18 protein-coding genes are annotated in these 22,616 nt (G+C 58.2%); 12 read left to right on the top strand and 6 right to left on the bottom strand.

What is annotated here, in order from left to right; all coding sequences use genetic code 11:
- Positions 1 to 34: 34 nt before the first annotated feature.
- Positions 35 to 964 (bottom strand): AraC family transcriptional regulator, encoded by a 930-nt coding sequence (locus tag DW943_RS08365; protein ID WP_158549316.1) that lies wholly within the window; start codon positions 962 to 964, stop codon positions 35 to 37.
- Between the two features lie 497 nt (positions 965 to 1,461).
- The gene (gene vsr, locus DW943_RS10700) at positions 1,462 to 2,448 is read right to left on the bottom strand and encodes a DNA mismatch endonuclease Vsr (RefSeq protein ID WP_233514497.1); all 987 of its coding nucleotides are present in this window, start codon (positions 2,446 to 2,448) and stop codon (positions 1,462 to 1,464) included.
- A 144-nt stretch (positions 2,449 to 2,592) separates the two neighbouring features.
- Here vsr and DW943_RS08350 point away from each other — a divergent pair, with 144 nt between their 5' ends.
- Positions 2,593 to 3,378, top strand: coding sequence for an ABC transporter ATP-binding protein (locus DW943_RS08350; protein WP_006234847.1), 786 nt, complete (start codon positions 2,593 to 2,595; stop codon positions 3,376 to 3,378).
- Positions 3,368 to 5,605 carry an ABC transporter permease gene (locus DW943_RS08345; protein WP_117862743.1) on the top strand — a complete coding sequence of 746 codons (2,238 nt, stop codon included), beginning with the start codon at positions 3,368 to 3,370 and terminating at the stop codon, positions 5,603 to 5,605. The genes DW943_RS08350 and DW943_RS08345 overlap by 11 nt, the downstream gene beginning before the upstream one ends.
- Positions 5,606 to 5,933: 328 nt before the next feature.
- Here DW943_RS08345 and DW943_RS08340 read toward each other — a convergent pair whose 3' ends face one another.
- Positions 5,934 to 6,899, bottom strand: a complete 966-nt coding sequence (locus tag DW943_RS08340) for a response regulator transcription factor (protein ID WP_158566143.1) — start codon at positions 6,897 to 6,899, stop codon at positions 5,934 to 5,936.
- A gap of 329 nt (positions 6,900 to 7,228) precedes the next feature.
- On the opposite strand from DW943_RS08340, the gene ptcA reads away from it, so the two are divergent.
- The 5 genes from ptcA (at position 7,229) to DW943_RS08310 (ending at position 13,396) form a co-directional block, all read left to right on the top strand.
- A complete protein-coding gene (gene ptcA, locus DW943_RS08335; RefSeq protein WP_117862741.1) occupies positions 7,229 to 8,302 on the top strand; it encodes a putrescine carbamoyltransferase in 1,074 nt (357 codons plus the stop codon).
- Between the two features lie 132 nt (positions 8,303 to 8,434).
- Complete coding sequence (locus tag DW943_RS08330; RefSeq protein ID WP_117862740.1) at positions 8,435 to 9,874, top strand: APC family permease; 1,440 nt, start codon at positions 8,435 to 8,437, stop codon at positions 9,872 to 9,874.
- A gap of 367 nt (positions 9,875 to 10,241) precedes the next feature.
- Positions 10,242 to 11,447 (top strand): agmatine deiminase family protein, encoded by a 1,206-nt coding sequence (locus DW943_RS08320; RefSeq protein WP_089572369.1) that lies wholly within the window; start codon positions 10,242 to 10,244, stop codon positions 11,445 to 11,447.
- Positions 11,448 to 11,814: 367 nt separating this feature from the next.
- Positions 11,815 to 11,997 carry a hypothetical protein gene (locus DW943_RS10505; protein ID WP_117637033.1) on the top strand — a complete coding sequence of 61 codons (183 nt, stop codon included), beginning with the start codon at positions 11,815 to 11,817 and terminating at the stop codon, positions 11,995 to 11,997.
- Entirely contained in the window at positions 11,987 to 13,396 is a 1,410-nt protein-coding gene (locus tag DW943_RS08310) for an APC family permease (protein ID WP_117862739.1), read from the top strand. The genes DW943_RS10505 and DW943_RS08310 overlap by 11 nt, the downstream gene beginning before the upstream one ends.
- A 36-nt stretch (positions 13,397 to 13,432) precedes the next feature.
- Here the strand turns inward: DW943_RS08310 and DW943_RS08305 are convergent, their stop codons facing one another.
- Complete coding sequence (locus DW943_RS08305) at positions 13,433 to 13,624, bottom strand: hypothetical protein (RefSeq protein WP_117640166.1); 192 nt, start codon at positions 13,622 to 13,624, stop codon at positions 13,433 to 13,435.
- A 128-nt stretch (positions 13,625 to 13,752) separates the two neighbouring features.
- Here DW943_RS08305 and DW943_RS08300 point away from each other — a divergent pair, with 128 nt between their 5' ends.
- The 4 genes from DW943_RS08300 to DW943_RS08285 all read left to right on the top strand — a co-directional run bounded on the left by DW943_RS08300 (position 13,753) and on the right by DW943_RS08285 (position 19,583).
- Positions 13,753 to 14,745 carry a helix-turn-helix transcriptional regulator gene (locus tag DW943_RS08300; RefSeq protein ID WP_117862738.1) on the top strand — a complete coding sequence of 331 codons (993 nt, stop codon included), beginning with the start codon at positions 13,753 to 13,755 and terminating at the stop codon, positions 14,743 to 14,745.
- A gap of 315 nt (positions 14,746 to 15,060) precedes the next feature.
- Positions 15,061 to 16,689 (top strand): amidohydrolase, encoded by a 1,629-nt coding sequence (locus DW943_RS08295; protein ID WP_158566141.1) that lies wholly within the window; start codon positions 15,061 to 15,063, stop codon positions 16,687 to 16,689.
- Positions 16,690 to 16,785: 96 nt separating this feature from the next.
- Entirely contained in the window at positions 16,786 to 18,162 is a 1,377-nt protein-coding gene (locus tag DW943_RS08290) for an MATE family efflux transporter (protein ID WP_089572364.1), read from the top strand.
- 251 nt (positions 18,163 to 18,413) lie between these two features.
- A complete protein-coding gene (locus tag DW943_RS08285; RefSeq protein WP_199572854.1) occupies positions 18,414 to 19,583 on the top strand; it encodes an ATP-binding protein in 1,170 nt (389 codons plus the stop codon).
- Between the two features lie 373 nt (positions 19,584 to 19,956).
- Here the strand turns inward: DW943_RS08285 and DW943_RS08280 are convergent, their stop codons facing one another.
- A complete protein-coding gene (locus DW943_RS08280) occupies positions 19,957 to 20,607 on the bottom strand; it encodes a GNAT family N-acetyltransferase (RefSeq protein ID WP_117862736.1) in 651 nt (216 codons plus the stop codon).
- A gap of 341 nt (positions 20,608 to 20,948) precedes the next feature.
- Here DW943_RS08280 and DW943_RS08275 point away from each other — a divergent pair, with 341 nt between their 5' ends.
- The gene (locus tag DW943_RS08275; RefSeq protein WP_117862735.1) at positions 20,949 to 21,980 is read left to right on the top strand and encodes a 3-deoxy-7-phosphoheptulonate synthase; all 1,032 of its coding nucleotides are present in this window, start codon (positions 20,949 to 20,951) and stop codon (positions 21,978 to 21,980) included.
- A gap of 423 nt (positions 21,981 to 22,403) precedes the next feature.
- On the opposite strand, the gene DW943_RS10500 is transcribed toward DW943_RS08275, so the two are convergent.
- The coding region (locus tag DW943_RS10500; protein WP_370448076.1) for a hypothetical protein at positions 22,404 to 22,616 on the bottom strand (213 nt) is incomplete at its 5' end.

Below are 22,616 nucleotides of genomic sequence, written 5' to 3'. Positions count from 1 at the left end.
TGCCTGCAAGTTTGATGCAGTGACAGAAGAAGGGTTAGCGGGATTTCTGCCTGGTGCTATCGAGATTCTGCCTCGCTGCTCGATAGCTCGAAGGAGTGCACCCCATTTGTTCTTTAAATACCTGGCCAAGATGGCTTGCTGTTATAAATCCGCATTGGCGCGCGACTGTCTGTACCGTTCGCGTGGTGTGTGCCAAAAGTTCGCAAGCACGGTTTATGCGGTATGCGCGTAGATATGCCGCCGGGGTCGTTCCTGCACAAGTTTCGATAATGCGGTAACACTCTCTTTCGCTTACGCCGGCTGCAGATGCCATCTGGGGCACATCTATAGCGGCTGCATAGTTTGCGCGGATAAAGTCCAGGATTGCCTTGAACTGTACGTCGCGGCTGGTCATCCAAGAGGCGCCGTCGGAAGAAAAGAGCGGTTCGGCCTTGGCGTTAATCTGAATCCAGAGCTCTGACAAACTATTTCGAAGCGCCATCTCGTTCTGCGGCCGTTGAAGGTCGTGGCTAAAGGAGCTCTTCAGCAAATCGATAAAGGGCATATCGTCGGGATTGGTGGGCGACCATTTGAGCACATCGACGCCTCGACATTGAAGCAATGGGTTGATGTAGCGCTTTTGGAGACGTCCCGCGGGATCGCCGAGCATCGACGGCTGAAAGATATGCAGCATTTGAATGGCTGGCGCCGAATTGGGTGATTGCAGCGTGCTGTGCAAAACGCCGCCGTTGATAAAGCCGGCGGACCCTTCCTCAAAGCGTACGTGCTCATGAGCCGCGTGCGTTCGATAGTCAATCGCTCCCTGCTCCATGTAGAAAAGCTCAACTTCGGAATGCCAGTGCCAGGGGACGGAATTGCCCGGATAGCGAGCGAATTCTGCGCGTTCGGCAATATAGGGCCAGTCTTCGGCGGTCTCGGGAAACGCTTCCTCGCGTCCTCCGCGGTGCAATTCTATGTGATCCATGTTTCGCATGGCATCAGTATAAAGCGCGATGGGCTTAGATTGCTCTTGCCTGTTCGGGGAACGCTTTGTCTAGGGATGCTTGGAGCTTTTCGAAGGATGCTCGTAAGTTGAGGCTCTGATCGGCTGAGCGCTTGGTTTTTGTGGTGGGGGAGTCGAGGAGGCCGTTTCTCTGTGTCGGGGGGAAGGAGAAAAGGTTTGCATGTTTTAGGGATGGCTGCTGTGCTGCGTCATTGGAAGAATGCATGCTTTTGCGGCCTCCTCGATATCCACCAAAAGGATGCGCTCGGGGTTTGCTGCTAGGTCCCGTGCGCTGGCTACATTATGCCGCGGCTGCCGCAAAGAAGCGCTAAAGAAAGGCTTAACCTGGTTTGGTGTTACGATGAAACTGCAGGTCAGAGGTATCGAGTAACACTCTTGAAAGGTTTTGAGCTTAAGGGCTTTCTAAGGTTTGTGACGTGGATGTGGCGCGGACGTGCGTAGCGTGTGAATGCTCGCTGTTAGCGCTGCGGCTCTGTGGCGCGCACCTGCTCGATGACCTTTTCCATCGTGGCGTCGATGCGGTCTTTTTTGAGTTCGCATTCCCAGATGGTTATGGGCGTCCAGCCCATTTGAGTGAGCGCTGCCACAGCAGCACGGTCGCGCTCGACGTTGCGACGGAACTTTGCCTCCCAAAACTCAACGTTGCGCTTGGGCTGGCTCGGATTGCACTTAGGGCAGCGATGCCAAAAGCAACCGTTGACGAAGATGGCGATCTTGCGGCCGGGGAAGGCGATGTCGGGCTTGCCGGGTACCTTCCATTCCAAACGATAGCCCGTAAGGCCCGCGGCCCGTAGGCGCTGACGTACGAGCAGCTCGGGCTTGGTGTTGGCGCGCTTGTTGCCCTTCATGGACTTTTTGATGGCGGCGCGACGGCGGACCAGTTCGCGCTCGTCAGCGGAGAGGTCCGAGGTATCGATGCCGTCGAGCAGACCGGGCTTGGGACGCTTTTTGCTGCGGCGTTTAGGTGCGCGCTTGGGTTTGGTGGCGGGTTTGTCGGTTGTGTTGGGCGCGGCGTCATCGGCGGAGCTTGCCTCAAGCCGATCTTCCTTTAACTCAATCAGAGCATCAATGAGCCCCTTGTCGGCGGGCATCCATTCCACCGTGGCAAGCGAGGTGCGTGGAATCCAGCGGATATCAAGCTGGCGGTCGTGTTTCTGGGGCTCATCGGATTCATCGGCGAGCGAGCAGTAGTAACACTCCATGGAGAGATGAAAATCGGGGTAGTCATACTCAACGGTGTAGAAATCACGCAGGTTGGTGACTTTTACCTGTAGCTCTTCCATAAGCTCGCGGCGCACGGCGTCTTCGGGTGTCTCGCCGCGCAGAAGTTTGCCGCCCGGGAACTCCCATAGTCCCTGCATGTTGCCGTAGCCGCGCTGCACGGCAAGCAGCTCGTCAGATCCTTCCTTGCGAATGATCCCAGCGGCAACATGAACAGTCTTCAACAGGAGCCCTCTCTCAACATCAACACATGGCAGACTACGCTTACCTTACGCAACGGTAAGGCAAGCGTAAGCCATATCGATGGTAGCCGACTCGGCTTCTTGCGACTATAGATGCCGTAGACTAATCGCAAGAAAGGACTCGGTATGCAAACCACGCACATGGCGACCCCGGTACTGGAGGTCGCGCATCTCGAAAAGGTATATGGAGCGCTGGGCAACGTGACCCGCGCGCTCAACGACGTCAGCTTTACCGTCAACCGCGGCGAATTTGTTGGCATCATGGGCGCCTCGGGCTCGGGTAAGTCGACGCTGCTCAACTGCGTGTCGACCATCGATAGCGCCACGAGCGGCACCATTCGCATCAACGGCCAGGATGTGACGCGCATGAAGCAGGCCAAGCTTTCGCAGTTCCGCCGCGAGGAGCTGGGCTTTATCTTCCAGGACTCCAACTTGCTCGATACGCTCACGGCGCGCGAGAACATCGCCCTGCCGCTCACCATCGCCCGCACAAACTCGGCAGAGATCTCGACCCGCGTGCAGGATGTAGCCGCGCGTCTGTCTATCAGTCAGGTGCTCGACAAGTATCCCTACCAGATGTCCGGCGGTCAGCAACAGCGCGTTGCCGCGGCTCGCGCGCTCGTCACCGACCCCACCATGATCATGGCCGACGAGCCCACCGGCGCCCTCGATTCCAAGAGCGCCCGCCTGCTGCTCGAGAGCCTAGAGGCCCTCAACCGCCGCCTGCGCGCCACGGTGCTCATGGTCACGCACGACAGCTTTGCTGCCAGCTACACGAGCCGTGTGCTGTTTATTCGTGACGGCAAGATCTTCACCGAGCTGCGCCGCGGCGACACCGACCGCCGAGAGTTCTTCGACCGCATTATGGAGGTCGTTGCCATGATGGGCGGTGAGGGCTCCGATGCTCTGTAAACTCGCTTGGGGCAACGTCCGCCGCGCCGGCCGCGATTACCTTGTCTACTTGCTGACGCTCACCCTGGGTGTCACGGTCTTCTATGCCTTCAATACCGTCTCGATGCAGGTCGACATTGCCGGCATCAAGGAGGAGGGACTGTCCGAGCTCATGGGCAGCATGCTCGGCTACCTGACGTACTTTTTGGCCGGCGTCATGGCCTTTTTGATGGTGTATGCCAACAACTTCATCATGAAGCGCCGCAAAAAGGAGTTCGGCCTGTACCAGGTGCTCGGCATGCGCCGCGGGCGCGTCGCCACGATCATGGCGCTCGAGACCGTGATCGTTTCGGTCGGCGCCTTTGTCGCCGGCATTGTGCTGGGCGTGGGGCTCTCCCAGCTCATGACATTCTTTACGGCCTCGCTCTTTAAGACACAGATCGCTAATTTCCACTTCTTTTTCTCGGTGCATGCGTTCAACCTGACCCTTGCCTGCATGCTCGTGATGTTTGTGCTCACGCTGCTGCTGAACCTTCGCGCGGTGCGCCGCACCAGGCTCATCGAGCTTATGGGTGCCGAGCGTCGCAACGAGAGCATCAAGACGCGCAATCCCTGGATCGCGATTGCCATCTTTGCTGTGGGCATGGTGCTGGTGGGCGTGGCCTATTACCGTCTGCTGCGTGATGGGTTCCCGCTCACCGCGACGGAGGGTAAGCTGCAGGAGGCCATGAACCAGTTTGGTATCACCACGGCCATGGTTACGGTGGGTACCTTTGCCCTGTTCTGGGGACTCTCGGGCATGCTTATCAAGCTGCTGCAGAGCCTACGCAGCGTGTATTGGCGCGGCCTCAACATGTTTACCGTGCGCCAGCTTGCGGCCAAGGTCAACACGGTGTGCTTTTCGATGGGCGTTATCGCGATGATCCTGTTTCTGGCCATTACCTCGGTGACCTGCGGTATGTCGATCGCCAACGTGATGAACGAAAACCTCGAGCGCTATACGCCGGCGGATATGACGCAGACGTATATCTATTACATGCCCGATAGGCTCGACTACTACAAGGAGTATGTCAATCCTTCCGAGGCCGATCGCATGGTGCTGGCAGACGCAACGGTCGATTTGTACTCTGCATGGCACGGTGACCGTATCGATCCCGATAACGTTGCGGAAAGTATCAAGGGCAAGTCGGCAGATAATGGCAACGAGGCCGGAAAGAAGGTCAATATCGCCGATGTTGCCGGCGAGCATGTGCAGATTGATTCGTATCTGAGCTATACGCTTGGCGGCTCGGATCCTTCGGTGACGGCGGGCGAGATGTGCAAGGCCATGGGCGAAAAGCTCCCCAAGGCGCTCGAGGGTAGCAATGCCGATGATATGGGCCTGTTTGTGACGCCGGCGAGCCAGTACAACAAACTGCGCCAGATGATGGGCGAGGAGCCGGTGAGCATTGGCCGCGACCAGTACTTGCTTACGTGCGATATGGGCGGCGAGTTGGGCGACCTGTACACCAAGTACATGGCTGGGGGCCATACCCTCACCTTGGGCGGACATACGCTCAAGCCCGCAACCGATAAGTCGGACGAGGACACGGCTGCCATCGCCAACTCGGCACTCGGCAGCAATCCCGGTACCGTGGTCGTAGCCGACGAGCTGCTGTCCCAGCTTAACCTGCAGCCGTATTCCAGTAATCTGCTCGTTAACTACAAGCAGGGGATGGATGTGACCAAGGCAGACGAGAGCATTAAATACACCATGCTCGACAATCTGCTCGTTGACGGCAAGGAGCCGGGGTCGTGGGGAGTCTTCATGACACGCTCCGAGATCTATACGCAGGCGGCGCAGATGAACGGCATGATTAGCTATCTAGCCATCTATATTGGCTTTGTACTGGTCGTTGCATGTGCGGCAATTCTGTCGATCCAGCAGCTCTCCAATGTGGCCGACGGAAGCCGCAGCTATCGCGTGCTGGCGCAGATCGGCTGTGACGACCGCCAGATTCGCCATTCGGTGATGGCGCAGCAAGCGGTGTTCTTCCTGTTCCCGCTGGCAGTGGGTCTGGCGCACTCCTTTGTGGCGCTCAAGGTGATCATCGAGCTGGTGAGCACGTTTGGCAACATGAGCATCGGCGGCACGGTGGGTCTTACCTGTGCGATTTTCCTGGCAGCCTATGGTGGCTACTTCCTGGTAACGTACCTCATGAGTACCGGCATGGTGCGAGCCGCCATCGCCACCCGCTACAGCGAGTAGCGAGCGGGCAAAACCGCCGCATAACCACAGCGAACAAACGCCGCGAAGGAAGCCGGGCCCCCTTCGCGGCGGTTTTTTGCCCGCCTGATGCATCTCAAAACTAAGTGAGTAGACTTTTTTGGATCTGCCGAGCACATTGCGACAAACGCTCAACAAAACCGCAGGTCAGGGCTGTGGCGTTTTGGGGCGTGCTCGGCATCCCGCCAAAAGCCTACTCACTTGGTTTTACTGCTAGAAAACCGCCGCGAGGGAAAGTAGCTCCCTCGCGGCGGTTTTGGCATTTGCCCAGATAAAACCTGCCAAAATAAACCTGTCCCTTTTTGGTAGGTTATCGTTTCCAAAAGTGGAGGATCAGGGTCGTACGGTTTTGCTGCTCGGTTTTGACCAGGATGTTGTGGATGTGGGTCTTGACGGTACCCACGGCAAGGAAGAGCTCGTCAGCGATCTCTTGGTTCGATTTGCCCAACACAACCAGACGCATGACTTCGGTTTCGCGGTTGGAGAGCTTGTAGGCGTTGCGATAGAAGGGCATCTGCTCTTCGATGTGTCGATCAAGATCGCTGACGTTCTTTTCCTCGGGCGCCTCCTGCATGCGAATCGAAAGCACGTGATAGGCATAGATGATCAGCAGAATCGCAAAGTAGCACGCAAAGATGTTCTCGCTAAAGTTGCGCTCGGACAGGTACAGCTGCAGCCAAGAGGGTGCCAGGCTCATGGGAACAACAAGGATGTTGTAGAAATCCTCGGCAACGATGCACCCGACCAGAATGGCGCCGATAATGAGGTGCTTTCGTTGATTGTTGACGCGCGCCTTAAGCTCGACCTGCGTGCTTTTATGCGCCGTCCAAAAGATATACAGTCCCACAAATACAAGGAATACCTGACGCATCGTGTAGTAGAGCCATTGATGTATGGGGCCGTAGGGGACAGCGACAATGATCAGCAGCTCGCTCAGGAAGAACGTTGCGACGGGAATAACAAACTGCTTTTTTGAATGTTTGTCGAGCAAGTCCATGGCAATGAGCCAGATAAAAGCTTGTGAAGCGGTCGCCACAAGGGTCCGCAACACAGGCATGGTAATTGAGTAATAGTCGCTGGCTGGAAAACTCTGGTTTTGCAACGTGTATTCAAAAAAGAAGATCTCGGTCATCTCGATGGCATAGCAAATAAAAACGCCGCTGCCATAGATAAAGAAGCGTCGACGAGACGAGGCATAGGCGGCAAGCGAAAGCACTGCCGTCACAATACAGATCACGAGTATCGCTAGGGTATAGAAGAACATCAGGGTGTTCATCTGCCACCGCCCCATTTCATTTCATCTATGGCCGAGCCCTGTATACCTTGTGGGATATAGACGTCTCAACCCTTCGTTCCATTGCGGATTAGGCGCCGAGATACAGCATAGCCGTATACCGTTCGCGGTTCTAGATAGTAAACCCCCTGCAAGCTGGCTACCTGCGGGTTTATATTGGTTTAGAGGGGGTGTAACTCCGTGAACGGTCTTTAATCCCGAATAAACTAGGTAAAAATTGCATACGGGTGAATGATGGTCTTGTCAACACGAGGCGTGATGTTCGAGCGCCTCATAGCAATAGTCGGCACGACCGGCGGAAAGGAATCGACATGGCGCTGCCTAAGGATTTCATCGACACCAACGACTTCACCAAAGAGCAGATCATGGCTATCGAGGATCTTGGCCTGGCAATGAAGAAGGCCATCAAGGTCGACGGTTATTATCCGCACCTGCTCCGCAACAAGAGCCTCGGCATGATCTTCCAGCAGGTTTCCACCCGCACCCGTCTTTCCTTCGAGACCGCTATGACCGACCTCGGCGGCCACGCTCAGTTCTATGGCCCTGGCACCATCCAGCTCGGTGGTCACGAGTCCCTGGGCGACACCGCTCGCGTTATGGGCTCGCTGCTCGACATCATGATGGCTCGCGTCGACCGTCACAAGGACGTCGCCGGCCTCGCCGAGGGCTCCGCTGCCCCCGTCATCAACGGCATGTCCGAGTTCAACCATCCCACGCAGGAGATGGGCGACCTCATGACCATGCTCGAGAACCTCCCCGAGGGCAAGAAGATCGAGGACTGCACCCTGGCCTTCATCGGCGACGCCACCCAGGTCTGCGTCTCCCTCATGTTCATCGCCTCCAAGGTCGGCATGAAGTTTGTCCAGTTTGGACCCAAGGGCCACCAGATCCCCGACGGCGGCCTGCACGTTGGCACCGTTGAGGAGCGCGCCGAGTTCGGCAAGCAGATGATGGCCATCGCCGAGGAGAACTGCAAGGTCTCCGGCGGCTCCGTCGTCATCTCCGACGACATCGAGTGCATCAAGGGCGCCGACTTCATCTACACCGACGTGTGGTATGGCCTGTACGACGAGGAGGTCTCGGGCGAGAACTACATGGACGTGTTCTACCCCAAGTATCAGGTCACCATGGACATGATGAACTTCGCCGGCCCCAACTCCAAGTTCATGCACTGCCTGCCGGCCACTCGCAACGAGGAAGTCGTCGACGAGGTTATGGACGATCCCGAGCGCTCCCTGTGCTGGGTCGAGGCCGAGAACCGCAAGCACTCCATCCGTGCTCTCCTCGCTGCCCTGGGCAAGCGCACCCCGCTCAACGACGAGGGTGTCGAGTACTCCGCCAAGGCCGAGCTTCACGCCGCTCTCGAGGCTCTCGAGCAGCTCTAAGCCTTAAGCCTGCTAAACGCACGTTTGCGGGCGGCGGATGCTCGTCTCCTGTCGTCCGCTCACCGAGGCTCAGGCAATTGCCTTAGTACCTTGGGCCTCGGATCTGTCCAAGACTGAGCGAAGGAGCTCATCATGAGCGACGGAAAGAAAAAGCTTTCCTTCTTGACGGTCATTTCGACCATCATCTGCGTCGTCTTCGTTTGCGAGGCCGCCGCTCCTGCTGCTGCCATTGGCAACCAGCAGTTCTTCTGGTGGATCTTCCTGATCCTGACCTTCCTGCTTCCCTACGGCATGGTTGTCGCCGAGCTCGGTACCACCTATGACGGCGAGGGCGGCATTTACGACTGGGTACGCGATGGCCTGGGCGACAAATGGGGCGCCCGCATCTCGTATTACTACTGGGTCAACTACCCGCTGTGGATCGCCTCGCTGGCTACCATGTTCCCCGACATTTTGGGCATGGTCTTTGGCGTCGAGTTCAACTTGATCGCCAAGATGGGTATCGATCTTGCCTTTGTGTGGATCGTCTACCTCATGGGCCGCTCCAAGGCGGCCGACTCCGAGTGGGTCCTTAACGGTGGCGCCATCATCAAGGTCGCCGTCGCCGTTATCGTTGGCGCTTTGGGCATTTGGTATGCCATGGAGAACGGTTTTGCGAACGACATGTCCGCTGCCACCTTCCTGCCCGAGCTCACCAACACCAACGCTCTCGGCTACCTGTCGATCATCATCTTTAACTTCATGGGCTTCGAGGTTATCTGCACCATGACCGACGACATGGCCGATCCCGCTCGCGATATCCCCAAGGCTATCATCGTCGGTGGCCTGTCCATCGCCGTGATCTACCTGTTCGCTGGCTTTGGCATCGGCGCTGCTGTGCCGGCCGATTCCATCGACCCCGACTATGGCATGATTGTCGCAGTCCAGACCATGGTGGGCGACTCCATGATCTTCAAGGTCATCTGCATCGCCTTCCTGATCACCCTGTTCGCCAACATGGCCGCCTGGTCCTTCGGCGTCAACTCCGTCGCCCGCTACGCTGCCGAGCACGGCAACATGCCCAAGGTCTTCGCCTCGATGATTTCGGATGACGACATGCCCAACGGAGCCAACCTGGTCAACGCCATCGTTGCCTCCCTGGTGCTGTGTTTGCAGCTCGTTCCCATCGACGCCATCTCCAACGGCGTCTTCTGGATGCTCTTCGGCACCTCCGTCGTCTTCCTGCTGCTGACCTACATCCCGATGTTCCCGGCGTTCCTCAACCTTCGCAAGAACGACCCCGACCGCGAGCGTATCTTCACGTTCCCGTTTAAGGGCGCCATGATGAAGGTCATGCTGGCCATCCCTTGCATCGAGCTGATCCTGGCCATCGTTGCAACGCTGGTGCCGCTCTCCGCCGCCGAGATTGGCGACAAGCTCCCGATGATCGTTATCTTCATCGTGCTTCTGCTCATCGGCGAGGTTGTCCGCGTCGTCAGCGCCAAGGGCCGCGAGACCGAGTACAAGGGCCTCACTCCCGAGCTGGCAGCTCAGCGTCTCGCTGAGGAGGCCGCCGAGGCCGAGGAGAACTAGAGCACCCGGTTCTGGGGCTCCAACCCTCCTCGCGTACCAACGTGCGCTTCGTCGGGCTTGTCGCTCCCGACTCCGGGCACTCTAGCCTCTTCGGAGACGTGCCCAAGCGACAGGTTTGCTAACCATTCCCCGGGGTGGGTGTGAGCGATAGCTCCGGTAACCACCGCCCACCCCAATCTCTCTTCCGTATCCTTCGTGCGTTTTGTCTCCGCGCACTTGGTTACGTCGTCGCTTGCCGGTGCGATTCCGTGAAAACCGGCGTCGGGCGCCCCGACCTTTGCCGAGGAACGGGCGCCTACCATCTCTTGGTTTTAGGCTGCGGGCAACCCGCCCGCGGCAAGCGATCGTTCGATTTGGAGGAAATCTTATGCGTACGATCACCGAGTCCGAGTCCACCCCCAAGGCCGACGGCTTCTTTATGCCCGCTGAGTTCGCCCCGCAGGATCGCGTGTGGATGGGTTGGCCCCACCGCACCGACACCTGGGCCCACGGCGCCAAGCCGGCTCAGAAGCAGTATGCCGCCATCGCCCGCGCCATCGCCGAGTTCACCCCGGTTACCATGTGCGCCAACCAGGTCGACTATGCCAACTGCAAGGCCGTCTTCGAGGAGGACGAGAACGTCACCGTCATCGAGATGACCACCGACGACGCCTGGTTCCGCGACACCGCCGCCACCTACGTCATCAACGGCAAGGGCGAGAAGCGCGCCAACCACTGGCACTTCAACGCTTACGGTGGCCTTGTGGATGGCCTCTATTTCCCGTGGGACAAGGACGAGCAGATCGCCCTTAAGATGGCTGAGCTCTCCGGCTGCCGTCGCTATCGTCCCGATGACATGATCCTCGAGGGCGGCTCCATCACCGTCGACGGCGAGGGCACCCTTGTCGTGACCGACCAGTGCCTGCTTTCCCCGGGCCGCACCTGCTCTGCGGTTCTGGAGGAGGAAGAGGATCCCGAGTCCATCTGGCCCAAGTTCCACAAGAAGTTTGAGCCCTGGAGCGAGGAGCTTCGCGCCTATATGGACGAGCACCTCAAGGATTACCTGGGTGTCGAGAAGGTCATCTGGGTCAAGGAGGGCATCGACCCCGAGGAGACCAACGGCCACATCGATGACGTCGCCACGTTCATCGCTCCGGGCGTCATGGCCTGCATCTGGACCGACGATCCCGAGTATCCGTTCTACGAGCAGTGCCACGCTGCCTACGAGACCCTCTCCAACGCCGTTGACGCTAAGGGCCGCAAGATGAAGGTCTACAAGCTCTGCATGCCCGTGAACCCGCTGTTCATGGACCAGGCTTCCTGCGACACCATCGACGCCGACGAGAACGCCGAGCCGCGCGTCCCCGACGAGCCGCTGATCGCCTCTTACATGAACTACCTGGTCACCAACCACGGCGTTATCGTCCCGCAGTACGGCGACGAGAACGACCAGCTGGCCGTTGACACGCTCCAGAAGATTTACGACGAGGTCTGGGGCGAGGGCGTCTACAAGTGCGTCGGCGTCCAGTCCGAGCAGGTCGTCTTCGGCGGCGGCAATATCCACTGCATTACCCAGCAGGAGCCGTCCGCTTAATCGTCTGACTTTCCGAGGCACCCCATCTCGCCGCTCAAACCGTCGCTCGCGTACCAAAGTACGCTTCGCTCCTCTTTCGCGGCGACCTGGGGCACCTCGAAAACCCAGCCGATCAATCGGACAATCGGCGAATCGAACCATCTTGGGGCATTGATGGTCGGCTTGCCCGATGTCTTGGTCGGTTGGGTTTTCTTTGGGCACTCCGTTGCCTCCACTTCGGAGTGCCCTTTTCTTTGATTGAGTACGCGTCTGGCCTGGGATTTTTTGCGGGTTAGGCCAATTGTTCGCTTGAATTTCCCAGGTCAGACGCGTCTTCAATTGCCGAAAGTTATCGGTCGTGAACGCGGCCGTTTTGATCGGAGTATCTATGTACCAGCGTATCGTTATCTACACGCGCCTGTTCCGCGAGCGTTGGTCCAACAAATGCATCCTCTCCTCTCTCTGGGATGGCACCTGCACCGGTGACGCGGCCTGCAACCCTACCTTGGGCTGCGCCTTCGGTACAGATGCCATCCTTTTTGCTGTAGGGGGAGCGCGCCATGGCAGGTAAAAAGTTCTCCCTGATCGAGGTCATCCTTTCGGTTATCTGCGTCGTGTTTACCATCGAGGCGGCGGCTCCGGCATCTGCCATGGGCAACGTGCAGTTCTTCTGGTGGATCTTCCTTATCATTACGTTTTTGCTTCCCTATGGTCTGGTGGTGGCCGAGCTGGGTACGGCGTTTGATTCCGAGGGCGGCCTGTACGATTGGGTTCGCTTGGGCCTGGGCGACCGTTGGGGCGCCCGTTGCTCTTGGTGCTACTGGGTTAACTTTCCGCTGTGGGTGGCAAGTATCGCCTGCATGTTCCCCAGTGTCATTAATGCGGTGTGGGGTATCGAGTTTTCACTCGGGATCCGAATCGCCATCGAGATTGTCTTTGTGTGGGGCGTCACGGTCATGGCAATGCAGCCGGTGGCCGAGGCAGATTGGGTCATGGACGGCGGCGCCGTCATCAAGGTGCTCATTACCGCTGTGGTGGGAATCGTCGGCATTTGGTTTGCCTGCAATAACGGCTTTGCCAACGACATGTCGTTTAAGACCTTCATTCCAGATCTGGGCGACACCAATTCGTTGACGTACCTATCGATTATCCTGTTCAACTTTATGGGCTTCGAAGTGGTCGCGACCTTTGCCAGCACGATGAAGAACCCGTCGCGTGATATCCCCAAGGCGGTTATTGCCGGTGGCGTGGCCATTGCGGCGATCTACATCATCTGTGGCATTGGCATTGGAGCCGCGGTTCCCACCGAGCATCTTTCACTCGATTCGGGCATTGTGGACGCAGTCGCCGCTATGGTGGGGCGCACCCACCCGCTGACGATGGTCGTGGGCGTGGCCTTTTTGGTGACGCTGTTCGCCAATATGATCTGCTGGAGCTTTGGCGTCAACAACGTAGCGAGCTATGCCGCGCGCCATGGCAACATGCCGCGTCCCTTTGCGTTGGTGTCCAAAAAGACCGGCATGCCCAACGGCTCGGCGCTCATTAACGGCTGTTTTGCCAGTCTGGTGCTGCTGCTCCAGATTCCGCTGGGTGAGGGTTCCGACGTCTTTTGGGTCTTCTTCTCGATGAACGTCGTCTTTCTGCTCATGAGCTATATCCCCATGTTCCCAGCGTTTTGGCGTCTGCGCAAGCACGATAATCGCTCGCGTGTGTTCCGTGCGCCTTTCGAGGGCAAGGTGCTCGCGGTGGCGCTTGCGATTCCCGTGGTGGAGCTCGTGCTTTCGATTGTTGCTACGATTGTGCCGCTCAACAGCTCACCTGCCGAGATGGCAAAGTTGCCGATTCTCGCGGGCGTAGTGATTGGCCTGTTATTGGGCGAGGTTTCGCGCCTCATATCGCGCCGCGGCCGAAGCGTCGACAATCCCGGCGTTGGTGCACGGGGGTCAGGTTACTTTGCACCAAAACAGTAAGCGCCGCGAGTTGCGCAGCGCTTGGTGCATCTTGGATTACTGTTCGCGGTGCTCGGGATCGGAAACGAGCTTAGGCGCAAAGAAGGGGACGTGGCCCAGATAGGGGCAGCTGTCCGAACGCTCTTCGACGACACAGGGGACGTCATTGTAGGTAAGTGAGTCGCACAGGTGGACGATGGCCTTGGCGGCAGGGGCAACGAGTATTTTGAGCGGTGCGATAGGCGCCATGGCATCTCCTTTCATCGGTGAGACACAGCTTGTTTATCTAAACGATACAGTACGTTTAATCGGTGAGTCTAATCTTGCGGCAAAGAATCTGTCAACATCCTCACGGCATCTAGACAGGGGAGGCGGGCATGAGTTTCGCGTTCTATATCTACACCACGATTATCATGGGTGTGGCTCTGGTGACCAGTACCGTGGCATTGGTGGTTTGGCTCATGACGCGCCGTCGCGACAGCCTGGTGGCCGCGGCGGGCTTTTTGCTTTACATGCTCGATATGTCGGTCATTTTTTTTGACGAGTACAATCGGCTCAAATACGACTACGCTGTTACCTTTAGCGAGCCGTTGCAGCACCCCTTGCTGCGCTGCGTGCTCGGTATTGCCATCTATGCCTGCGTGGTACTGTGGATGTTTGCGCGCTTGCGCAAAAGGCCGACGTCGCGCATGCTCGGACTTGCTATCGTGCCGTTTTCAATCTTGCAATTGGTGCTGGTGCCTCGCAGCGGTGCTGCCGGAGAGATGCAGCAGTATCTCTTTTGGCTCACGCGTGACCTGGGCAATGTAGGATGTCTTGCCTATGCCGCCTGGCATTACCGGCACAGGGCCACGCGTGTTGAGAAACTCGACCTCGACCGCTCAAAGCTCTTTTGGAAGGTGGCACTCGTTCTTGCGTTTTGCGTAATCGCCGAGGACACCTACATGATTTTGCTCTGTCGCCCCGACTCTCAAAACCCCGTCATCAGCCTCTTTTTGTGGTATCTGTCCGAGCGCAATATCTCCGAAAACGTGCTGCTCATGGCATGCGCGGTCCAACTCTTTTGCCAGTTTAGCCATATCCTGCGCGTGTATGCCCGTCATCCGCGTGCCGATGAGGACGTGGCGGCCGAGAGCGCACGCTCTGGGGACGATCTAGCATCACGCGTTGTGATCTATGCCGATGCCCATAAGCTGTCGCGGCGCGAGCAGGAGGTGCTCACGCTGGTGCTGAAGGGCAACGACGCCCAAAACATCGCCAGCGAGTTGGTCATCAGCCCTGGCACTGTCAAGGCGCACTTGCATCGCATCTACGTTAAAAGCGGTGTCTCCAACCGAGATGACCTCATAGATGCCTTTTGGCGTTCCTAGTCCTATTCTTCCTTGCATGCGGGTCTTGCCGTGTGGGCGGGCACGCCGTTGGGCGTAATGACGCGGTAATAATCTCAGACAATAAACCTGCAGGTAAAGCGTGTAAACCTGCTTAAACTGACCGTTTGCGATCCCTGGCCTTGGCACGGATTTGCCCCTGTGTATCAATGGGTGTAGCGCGAAGCCGCGGACGTGGGACAGACGTCCGAGCACGGCTTGTAGGCACGCGCCGATGCGGGAGCGCTACGCTCCCAACCGAGTGCCCACGCGGGCGGTGCGTCCGCGTTGCAACCAAAGATGCCTGAGGAGGCTCACATGGACAAGGCTGATGTAGTTATCAAGAGCAACGCCGTCTTTACCGGCGATGGGCTCGAGCCGTTTAAGGGCGGCGTTGCCGTGCGCGGTGATAAGATTGTTGCCTGCGGTGACGATGCTCACCTGGCACCGTTTATCGGTCCCGATACCGAGGTGCGCGACTTTGGCGACCAGCTCGTCATGCCCGGCCTGATTGACTCGCACACGCATTTTGCCCAGGGCGCGTTTATGACCGACCCCGATTTTGCCGTCAACCTCATCGACTGCACCAGTTTTGAGATGGCGATGGAACGTGTCGTGGCGTTTGCGGCCGACCATCCCGATAACGAGTGGATTCTGGGCTGCCAGATTATCCAGTTCCAGTGGGATGTCCCCGAGATGCCCACAGCCGCGATGATCGATGAGTACATCTCGGACCGCCCGGTCTTTCTGCAGCAGGTTGACCTGCATACCTTTAGTGCCAATACCTGCGCCATCAACAAGGTGGGAGTAACTTCGCAGACGCCCGATCCCGCAGGCGGCAAGATCCTTAAGGATGCCGAGGGCAATCTGACGGGCGTGTTTTCCAACAACGCCGGCGTCTTCTTTATGGACGAGGTCTACGACCCAGCGCCCGAGGTTGTTGACGCGTCGTTTGCAAAAACCGCCCGGCGCGCCAATGCCCTGGGAATCACTACGGTCGGCATGGTCAATCCTACGTTTGTGAGCATGGAAAACCCGTATGCGGTGTTGGCAGGTCTTAATGCCAAGGGCGACTTGCCACTGCGCGTGTTCCTGTACACCGATCTGTTCGAAAACGAGTCCTTAACGCTCGAGCAGATCAAGGAGAAATACGCCTTCTCGGGTACGCAGGTCGAGTGGCACGGCTTTAAGCAGTTTCTTGATGGCGTGTGCTCCGACCACACCGCTTGGATGCTTGAACCCTATTCCAACGCGCCCGATACCTGCGGTGAGCCCGCGGAGGATCCAGAGCGCATCCGTGCCGCCATTGTCAGGGCGCAGGAATGGGGCGTTGACACGCGCGTCCATACGATCGGCGATCGCTCGGTGCGTTTTGTGCTTGATTGCTTTGAGGAGGGCGAGCGCTTGCATGGTAAGCGGGGTTGCCGCCACTCCATGGAGCACAACGAGACGGTTCAGCCCGAGGATCTGCCGCGCTATGCCGAGCTGGGTATATGCCCTGGTATGCAGCCGTGGCACATGCTGCTCGATATGTCTGACCTTGCCAAGGACGATGCCGTGGGCCCCGAGCGTGCTGCGCTTTCGTGGCCCCTGCATAGCCTGCTTGCCAGCGGTGCCGTGGTGCACCTGGGCAGTGACTTCCCCGTTGTGGGCTTGGAGCCCATGGAGGAGGTGTACGGCGCGGTCTTCCGCATGCTCGAGGACGGCTCCAACCCAGAAGGGTGGTTCCCGCAGGAGCGCATCACCATGGCCGAGGCCCTGCGCGCCTACACCTACGGCAGCGCCTACGCCATGCATGCCGAGGATCGCATCGGTACGCTCGCATGCGGCAAACAGGCTGATATCTGTGTGCTCGACCGTAACCTCTTTGACTGCGAACCGGCTGAGGTCCTCGAGGCCACGGCGCATCTCACGATGATTGCCGGCAAGGTGGTCTACGAGGCCTAGCGGGGCTGCTGCATCGCTGGGCGGTGCCGCGGCCTGTGCGTGCCGCCCATCCATTCATGCATCCATTCATCAATCTCTCATGGAAAGGGGAGAACAATGGCAGAAGAAACGACCGCCGCTGTTGAGGAGGAGCGTGAGCTTGCCTCGCAGCCGATTCCCGGCCTGGTGCGCAAGTACACCATCATCACCGGCCAGGGTATGCTCGCCCAGATTATCATGGTGGTCCTTGAGGGCCTCGTGATGGGTTGGGGCCTGGGTGCACACGGCCTGGCCTGTGTTTCGATCATCATGTCGGTCGAGTACATTAACCTGGCCTTTGGCAACCTGTTTGGCACCGGCGTGCCCGCCGTGGTGGGCAACCTTTTGGGTGCCGGCGACATTAAGGGCGCCAGCAAGGCGTTTAGCCAGGGTTTTTGGCTTACCACGATTGTGAGTGTGCTGCTTGCTGTGGTGATGGCTGTGTTTACCGAGCCCATCTGCGCATTCTTCGGCGCCACGCCCGACATCATGGCCGATACCGTTGCCGGCGTGCGCACCTTCTCCGTGCTGCTGCCGCTCACGGTCATTGGTCAGATGGTCACCGCCGTCATGCGTGTGGACGAGAAGGTTCAGATCCAGGCCAACCTCATGACCGTGTCTGCCATCGTCGCTATCTGCTGGCTTGCGCTTTCCACGTTTGTGCTCAAGCTTGGCGTTATGGGAGCTGGCGTGTACTACGGTCTTTCCATCGGTATCTGGGCCATCGGTATCTTCTGGTTCATCGGCGGTAAGAAGTCGCAGCTCCAGATCAGCGCCGCCGACCTCAAACTCGACATGGCCATCTGCGGCCAGATCATCAAGATTGGTTTCCCGTTCTTTTTGGTGCAAGCTGCCACGTTCATCTTCAACACCGTTGCCAACTCGTTGCTTGGCCAGCTCGGCGGCGACATGGGTTCGCTCTACATCGCGGCCTTTGGTGTGATCAACGGCTACATCCTCTACATTACCATGATGGTCGCCCAGTGCTTCTCGTACGGCCTGCAGCCCATTGCCGCCTTCAACGCCGGCGCCAAGGCGTGGGCGCGCCTCAAGGAAACGCTCTCCTGCACGCTTAAGTACCAGGTCGTGACGCTTGCTGCGGTGTCTGCTGTGCTATGGGTGGCCGCAACGCCGGTCTGCGCCTTTTTTGCTGGTAGCGACCCGGCGCTCGTCGAGGTTGCCGCCAACGCCACGCGCATCGTTATCCTGGCCGTGGCCCTGGGCTATCTTGCCATGACCATGTCGATGTACTTCCAGGCGGTTGAGAAGGTGGGTATCGCCACGTTCACCGGTCTGCTCCGCTACGTGATCTGCTCCGTGCCGCTTATGTACCTGCTTGGCAACATGATGGGCGTTCAGGGTGTCTGGTTTGCCTTGGTGGCGGCTGACGCCATCACTGGTCTTATCTCCATCGCCCTCGCCGTCCGCGAATCCAAGCGACTTGCCACGCTCTAGACTCGGGCACGGCCAGCCCGCGATAGTCGAATAAGTCAACTCGCCTGCAAGCCACCACAATGGGGACAGTTCCCATTGTGGTGGCTATTGTTATTTAGGGTCTGAGATTTCGGCTCTATAAATAACGTTTTTGAACTGGGCTACTAAAAGATTGTGGAAAACACTACTATAAGATTATGGAAAACGCTACTGCAAGATTATGGCAAATGATACTATACGATTATGGTAACAGCGTTATAAGGGGCGTTGATATGGCCGAGTACATTAACAGGGATTTGCATGAGTTGCTCATTCGCATGGCGGGTTGGTTTCCTGTTGTGTCGTTGACGGGGCCTAGGCAGAGCGGTAAGTCTACGCTGGTTAGGCATGCCTTTCCCGACTATTCCTATGTCACGCTTGAGGACCCCCAAACGAGGCGCGCGGCCTTGGAGGATCCGGTGAGTTTTATCCGCAACCGAAAGGGCGGACTCATCATCGATGAGGCGCAATACGCCCCGGATTTGTTCTCGATGATTCAGGTTGTTTCGGATGAGCGGGGAGACGCCGGTCAATACATCCTTACGGGATCGCAAAACTTTTTGATGATGAAAAGCATCGGCCAGTCTCTTGCCGGGCGAGTCGGGATCTTAAAATTGCTGCCATTTTCGTTTCGAGAAGCGGAGAGGGGCCAGCAGGGGCAGTTGGAAGTGGATTTGTTTGCGCTCGAAGGGGGATACCCTCGCCTGCGTTCCGCCGGAATGCCGTCCTCGGTTTATTTCCCCAGCTATATTGATACCTATGTTGAGCGCGATGTTGTGGGCTTGCTTGACGTGCGCAATAAAGCGGAGTTTCATAAGTTTCTGTCCATAATTGCCCAGAGCGCCGGTGCTCTCATTAATATATCTTCGCTTTCTCGAGATACGGGTGTGAACGTATCGACCATTAAAAGCTGGTTGTCTATCCTGGAGCAGAGCTACCTGACGTTTTCACTGCAGCCCTATTATGCAAATGCCAGGAAACGTTTGACTAAAACGCCCAAGCTTTATTTTTACGACACGGGGCTGCTCTGCTACTTGCTCAAAATTGGATCACTGGAGCAACTTTTGGAGAGCCCTTATCTGGGGGCAGTTTTCGAAAACCTCATCGTTTCCGAAACGGCGAAGAGCCATCTCAACGTGGGCGAGAATCCCGAGTTGTATTTCTATAGGGACGACGGCAAGCGAGAAATCGATTTGCTCGACTGCACAAACTCAGGGAGTCCCAAGGCTATCGAAATAAAATCATCCAGAACGTATCACGATAAGTACGCCCGCCATTTACGGGCTGTATGCGATGAGATCGACATTGCAAAAGATGCGCGCTATGTTGTGGCCCGCGTGGATTCAACGTATGAGTCGAAAGACTGTAGCGTGGTCTCGGCGCGTGATTGGCTTTTGCGATAACAGGCTCGGCGTATTAACGACCGCCGCGAAGGGAACCGGCCCCTTTTGCGGCGGTTTTTTGCCTATCTGGTGCGTCTTAGATGCAAGTGAGTAGACTAATTTGGATATGCCGAGCACATCGCGACAAATGCTCAATAAAGCCGCAGGTCAGAGCTGTGGCGTTTTGGGGCGTGCTTGACCTCCTGCAAAAGGTCTACTCACTTGGTTTTTTCTGTTAGAAGACCGCCGCGAGGTGGAGTGGCTCCTCCGCGGCGGTCGGCGTTTGCCCAGATAAAACCTGCCAAAATAAACCTGTCCCTTTTTGGCATGTCCCTTTTGGCGTGGCTGATTGGTTTGGGCTGTTTTGGAGAAAGCCCATGAGGCGGCACTCAGGCTAATCCTGCGTGTCGCCTCCGTACATGTAGACGATAAAGCCGTCGCCGGTGTCTTGGCTGTGATCCTCCAGGATGCGTTTCATGTTGAGGTGCTCGTAGAACTGCCAGTCGGAGTTGCAGTCGCTCATCAGGAAGAACTTGGTGCAGCCTGCCTTGGCGAGCTCGGCGCGCGCAAGGTCGATAAGCGCGCGGCCGAGCCCCTTGCCCTGCCACTCGGGCACGATGATGATCAGGTTGAGCTGGCCCTGGGCATACTCGTTGCCTGTGGCGGCAAAGCGATCCGCCGTGGCCTTTTCGCGACTGTCGCCGAAGAGCGAGCCCTCGAGCTTGGCGTCGGCAGCCTTTGCCATTTCGGTTGCCTGGGCGAGCATCTCGTTGTAGCAGGACTCCCACGTGGGGTTGGTGCGCGGCTTGCCGTCCTCGAAGATACCGATGCAGCAGGCGGCGATAATGCGGCCCTCTGCCTCGGCGACGAGCGCGATGGGGGAGCGCTGCAGCTGCATGGCAATGTTGAAGCGCGCGCAGAAATCGGCAGCTTCGACGTCGCCGCGGTTGCGCAGCGTGTTGCACCACAGCTGGTTGTAGATGGCGGCGATGCCAGCCAGGTCGTCGAGCGTGGCGGCGCGCAGGGTTACGTTGTCAAGGCTCATGGAGGCTCCTTCCAAGGTGGGTCAGGCCACCTCTGAGTGTGACATGGGCGCACCGCTGCCGCATCAACCATTCGGTAGACGAGCTTCGATCTCTCGGGGACGGAGGAAAAGGGGCCACGAGCGAGGATTTTCGGACGCTTGCTCGACGAGAGTGGATAATCTCCCACTTTTAGCGCGAACATAGGTCAAAAACGGGAGATTATCCACTCTCGTGGTAAGCGGGCCCTCGCGTTATCCATTCCCTTTTTGGCTGGCCGTGCTTGCACTTTAGCGTGCGACAGCGGATAATGCCGAGCATTCGACAATGTTCTCGTTGCCATCAATTGATTGAGGAGGCCCCTATGGCCATGGATTTCAAACGCAGGCTGCCGATCCCCATGGAGATCCGCGAGGAAATGCCGCTTTCCGCCGAGCTTACCGCCAAAAAGCAGGCATTCGACGCCGAGGTCGCCAAGGTCTTTACCGGCGAGGACGCGCGCAAGGTGCTCATCATCGGCCCGTGCTCTGCCGACCGCGAGGATTCGGTCCTCGAGTACATGAACCGACTGGCCAAGACCGCCGAGGAGGTCAAGGACAAGCTCATCATCATCCCGCGCGTCTACACCAACAAGCCTCGCACCAAGGGCACCGGTTACAAGGGCCTGCTGCACAACCCCGATCCCGAGGCGCCCGACGATCTGCTCGAAGGCGTTAAGGCCATTCGCCACATGCACCTGCGCGTCATCGAGGAGACTGGCTTCTTCACTGCCGACGAGATGCTCTACCCGTCCAACTACCAGTACCTCGTCGACCTGTTGAGCTACGTCGCCGTGGGCGCGCGTTCGGTCGAGAACCAGGAGCATCGCTTGGTGTCGAGCGGCATTTCGGTGCCGGTGGGCATGAAGAACCCCACTGCCGGTTCTACCACCGTCATGCTCAACTCCATCTACGCCGCCCAGGCGCATCAGAGCTTTATCTTCCGTAACTGGGAAGTCGAGTGCGACGGCAACCCGCTCGCGCATGCCGTTATGCGCGGCTACATCGGCCTCGACGGTCGCACCTACCCCAATTACCACTACGAGCACCTCGAGCGTCTGGCCGAGCGCTACACCGAGCACGCCGGCTACGCCAACCCGGCGGCGGTTATCGACTGCAACCACGACAACTCGGGCAAGCGCCCGCTGGAGCAGTACCGCATTTGCAAGGAGGTGCTCGACAGCTGCCGCCGCAACGAGTCCATCTCCAAGCTGGTCAAGGGCTTTATGATCGAGTCTTACCTTGAGGACGGCAATCAGCCGGTTGATGGCGGCGTCTTTGGCAAGTCGATCACCGACCCGTGCTTGGGCTGGGAAAAGACCGACTACCTCATCCACGAGATCGCGGAGCGGGTTTAGTTACGCGGTTTTACCAAACCGCGTAACGGCTCGACGCTGCGCGGGTCGCATTTGGACAATCTGACGTTCAACTTCAAGGGCGCGACCAGAAGGTCAGCGCCCTTTCGTTTCACGTCACCTTGTCTCAAATGCGGCCCGCTCGCTCATATGACCCAATCCTCTGTCAAGAGCCACAATGGCCCCGCCGACCGCTTGCAATCGGTCGGCGGGGCCTGCCGTTAACCCGTCCCGGTCCGCCCCCGGCATGTCATCGACGCCTTCGGCTCAGTCTCATATCCGCGGATACCGCTCCGGCGGCCCGCAATCCTCTCCTTCGGCGGGGTTCCCCTAGTCTGTCTTCGCGCATGCGGCGGTCGCCGCGCGCACAGCGAGAACGGGGGTGTCCCCGAAGGCTGCCCGGCTCGCCGGGACGGGGGCTTATGTCTATTCCTCGCCCTCCCGGCACATCATGCCGAGGGCCCAGAGCCACCTCACGAGCTCGGCCGCGGTGGCCGCGTTCGCCTTAGCCTGGGGCATGCCCCTTTCGAGCATCTCCTCGCGTCGCCGGAGCAGGCGCTCGGCCCCCTTCCTCCCGTGCATCCTTATCTCGAGGGGGACGCCGGAGCCCTTGGGCATCAGCTTCGGCTGGTGGCCGGC

This window comes from Collinsella sp. AM44-11 (assembly GCF_003467145.1).
Classification (GTDB): Bacteria; Actinomycetota; Coriobacteriia; order Coriobacteriales; family Coriobacteriaceae; genus Collinsella.
This window is presented reverse-complemented; position numbering and strand designations above follow the sequence as displayed.

Coding starts and splice junctions, on each gene's coding strand:
- DW943_RS08365 (WP_158549316.1), bottom strand. CDS start 964: ATGGATCACATAGAATTGCACCGCGGAGGACGCGAGGAAGCGTTTCCC.
- DW943_RS08350 (WP_006234847.1), top strand. CDS start 2,593: ATGCAAACCACGCACATGGCGACCCCGGTACTGGAGGTCGCGCATCTC.
- DW943_RS08345 (WP_117862743.1), top strand. CDS start 3,368: ATGCTCTGTAAACTCGCTTGGGGCAACGTCCGCCGCGCCGGCCGCGAT.
- DW943_RS08340 (WP_158566143.1), bottom strand. CDS start 6,899: ATGAACACCCTGATGTTCTTCTATACCCTAGCGATACTCGTGATCTGT.
- ptcA (WP_117862741.1), top strand. CDS start 7,229: ATGGCGCTGCCTAAGGATTTCATCGACACCAACGACTTCACCAAAGAG.
- DW943_RS08330 (WP_117862740.1), top strand. CDS start 8,435: ATGAGCGACGGAAAGAAAAAGCTTTCCTTCTTGACGGTCATTTCGACC.
- DW943_RS08320 (WP_089572369.1), top strand. CDS start 10,242: ATGCGTACGATCACCGAGTCCGAGTCCACCCCCAAGGCCGACGGCTTC.
- DW943_RS10505 (WP_117637033.1), top strand. CDS start 11,815: ATGTACCAGCGTATCGTTATCTACACGCGCCTGTTCCGCGAGCGTTGG.
- DW943_RS08310 (WP_117862739.1), top strand. CDS start 11,987: ATGGCAGGTAAAAAGTTCTCCCTGATCGAGGTCATCCTTTCGGTTATC.
- DW943_RS08305 (WP_117640166.1), bottom strand. CDS start 13,624: ATGGCGCCTATCGCACCGCTCAAAATACTCGTTGCCCCTGCCGCCAAG.
- DW943_RS08300 (WP_117862738.1), top strand. CDS start 13,753: ATGAGTTTCGCGTTCTATATCTACACCACGATTATCATGGGTGTGGCT.
- DW943_RS08295 (WP_158566141.1), top strand. CDS start 15,061: ATGGACAAGGCTGATGTAGTTATCAAGAGCAACGCCGTCTTTACCGGC.
- DW943_RS08290 (WP_089572364.1), top strand. CDS start 16,786: ATGGCAGAAGAAACGACCGCCGCTGTTGAGGAGGAGCGTGAGCTTGCC.
- DW943_RS08285 (WP_199572854.1), top strand. CDS start 18,414: ATGGCCGAGTACATTAACAGGGATTTGCATGAGTTGCTCATTCGCATG.
- DW943_RS08280 (WP_117862736.1), bottom strand. CDS start 20,607: ATGAGCCTTGACAACGTAACCCTGCGCGCCGCCACGCTCGACGACCTG.
- DW943_RS08275 (WP_117862735.1), top strand. CDS start 20,949: ATGGCCATGGATTTCAAACGCAGGCTGCCGATCCCCATGGAGATCCGC.